This window comes from Pseudoxanthobacter sp. (genome assembly GCF_036822375.1).
GTDB lineage: Bacteria > Pseudomonadota > Alphaproteobacteria > Rhizobiales > Segnochrobactraceae > Pseudoxanthobacter.
Window position 1 is genome coordinate 1 of sequence record NZ_DAISHT010000331.1, and the last position, 2640, is coordinate 2640.

Here is a 2640-nt window from a genome sequence, read left to right on the forward strand (position 1 = left end):
AAGGGCGTGCCGGAGGGCAAGGCCGAGGTGATCGTGTGCGCCGAGAACTTCCACGGCCGCACCATCGCCATCGTCGGTTTCTCCACCGATCCCGATGCCCGCGGCGGCTTCGGCCCGTTCGCGCCCGGCTTCCGCATCATCCCCTATGGCGATGCCGATGCGCTGGAAGCCGCCATCACCCCCAACACGGTCGGCTTCCTCGTGGAGCCGATTCAGGGCGAGGCCGGCGTCATCATTCCGCCGGCGGGCTATTTCACCCGCGTGCGCGAGATCTGCACCCGCCACAACGTGACCCTGATCCTCGACGAGATCCAGACCGGTCTCGGCCGCACCGGCCGGCTGCTGGCCGAAGAGCACGAGGGCATCGAGGCGGACGTGACGCTGGTGGGCAAGGCGCTGTCCGGCGGTTTCTATCCGGTCTCGGCCGTGCTCTCCAACTCCGAGGTGCTGGGCGTGCTGCAGCCGGGCCAGCACGGCTCCACCTTCGGCGGCAACCCGCTTGCCTGTGCGGTGGCCCGCGCGGCCATGAAGGTGCTGGTGGAAGAGAACATGATCGAGAATTCCGCCACCCAGGGCGCCTACCTGAAGCGCGGCCTGGAGAGCATCCGCTCGAACATGGTGAGGGAGGTGCGCGGCCGCGGCCTGATGGTGGCGGTGGAACTGCACCCCGATGCCGGCGGCGCCCGCCGTGTGTGCGAGGCGCTGCGCGAGCGCGGCGTGCTGGCCAAGGACACCCACGGCCACACCATCCGCATCTCCCCGCCCCTCGTCATCACCCGCGACGAGATCGACTGGGCGCTGGAGCAGGTCGACGCGGTGCTGACCTCGCTCGCCTGAACCGGCCCACACCCGCTGAAACGCTGAACGGGCGCCCCGGCTCTGAAAGGAACCGGGGCGCCCGTTCCGTTCGGGTCACCCCTCGCCCCGCTCCGTTCAGTCTGCCGGCCGTTCAGCCGGATGCGGGCATCGCGGCCGGGCGCACGGTGAAGCCCTGAATGGAGACCGGATAGCCGGGGGCGGCGCGCATCAGCCGCACCGAGCCCGGCTCCACGCCGGCCGGCAGGCGGAAGAACATCGGGTTCACGCCGCGGCGGATGGTCTGCAGAGCGGTGTGCTCGGCCCCGTCCTGCCGCCACACCAGCCCCACGGCGGCCGGTCCGGCGGCATCGGCGGCAATGCGCAGCACCCAGCCCTGCGGCGCGGCCGCGCCCTGCTGCCAGCTCAGCGTGAAGGGTGCGGCGCCCTCCAGCGTCAGGCTGCCGCCGCCGGCGGCGCCGGTTGCCGCCCCGCCCGCCTGCCAGTGCTGCTCGGCCCCCGCTTCCGCCAGATCGAAGGCATTGGCCGCACGCCAGAAGGCCAGATCGCCGAGCGGGCTGTCGAACATGCGCTCGGCCATGATGTACATCACCGCGTCCGGCCGGGTGCGCTCCACCGCGCCGGCGAGATTGACCGAGTTGAAATCGCGGTAGGTGACGTGATGGTCGATCTGCACCGTCTCCGCGAAGCTCGCCTGCAGGAAGGGCGAGAGCGCATCGCCCATGGAATCGCGCGTCACCAGAATGCGCTTGCGGGTCGGCGCGGCCGCCGTGCGGGTGGTGCGCGGCATGTCCAGCAGGCCGGTCTCGGCGCGGGCTGAAGCGGCGAAGGTGCGGCCGTCGGCAGCCGTCACTTCCATGTCGGGGAAGGGCTGCGTCAGCTCGTAGGTATCCCACGGGTTGGGCTGGCCGACGACGCCGAGCAGGCGGGAATATTCGTTGAGGTGATCGGGCTCCGGCACCACGGCGCGGAGATCGCCGACGCCGAAGGCCCGGAAGCCGGGCATACGCTCACCGAGAGTGGCGGCGATATGCTGCCAGGCCACCCATGCGCCATAGCCGGTCCAGTGGCTGTTGAGCGGGCCGTAGGTCGCCGCCGTCTTGCGGGCCTCCTGCAGCGCGGCGCGTACGTCGACCAGCGCCAGACCCAGATTGCGGTCGCGATTGAGGCGCAGCACCTCGTCGAAGCTCGACGGACGGCCGAGTTCCGTCGTCGCCCACGGCGGCAGCTTGTCGGCATAGACGGTGGCCGTCGAAGGCCCGACCACGAACACCAGTGCAATGCCGCGGCGGGCAAGCCAGGCCTGCTGGGCGGCCAGCGTTTCCACCCAGTCGCCGGCTGCCTGCGGCGACAGCACCTGCCGGTGGATGCTCTGGGAAAACGAGTTGTTGTAGAAATCGCCGAGGAAGATGAAGCCGTCGCGGCCCAGCACCCCCGCGGCCGGATTGGACGAAGTGTGCCACTTGTAGAGCGTGGTGCCATAGAGATCGGCCGCGCCATACCACAGCGGCGTGGTGGAGCGGATGATCTCCTTCTGCTCGCCGCCGGCGGCAAAGTTGAGGATGACGGTGCCGACGGCGGTGCGGAAGTGCGGCGACAGCGCAATGGCTGCGCCGGGCACCATGAGCGCGGCGACGAACCCGGCCACCACGGCACGGCGGCCGAGGCGGGAGAAAAAGCCGCCGCCGTCGCGGGCGGAAAGAGCGGTCACCGGCATCGGCTCGCGGGCACGCTTCGCCGGCTTTGCGGCCTTGTCAGCAGCCATGGTGCGCCTCCCTCAGAACCGGAAATAGAGGAACGGGCTGTAGGAACCGACGCCGGCCT

2 protein-coding genes are annotated in these 2640 nt (G+C 70.4%); one reads left to right on the forward strand and one right to left on the reverse strand.

The genetic code is table 11. The features are described from left to right. Positions 1 to 837, forward strand: an 837-nt coding sequence (locus V7067_RS17245) for an aminotransferase class III-fold pyridoxal phosphate-dependent enzyme (RefSeq protein WP_334177119.1), incomplete at its 5' end; no start/stop codon positions are given. Positions 838 to 949: 112 nt separating this feature from the next. Here the strand turns inward: V7067_RS17245 and V7067_RS17250 are convergent. Next, a complete protein-coding gene (locus V7067_RS17250) occupies positions 950 to 2581 on the reverse strand; it encodes a hypothetical protein (protein ID WP_334177120.1) in 1632 nt (543 codons plus the stop codon). Between the last annotated feature and the right edge of the window lie 59 nt (positions 2582 to 2640).

What these genes read in the sequence shown, in the direction of transcription:
- V7067_RS17250 (WP_334177120.1), bottom strand. Translation starts at nt 2,581, where the DNA reads ATGGCTGCTGACAAGGCCGCAAAGCCGGCGAAGCGTGCCCGCGAGCCG.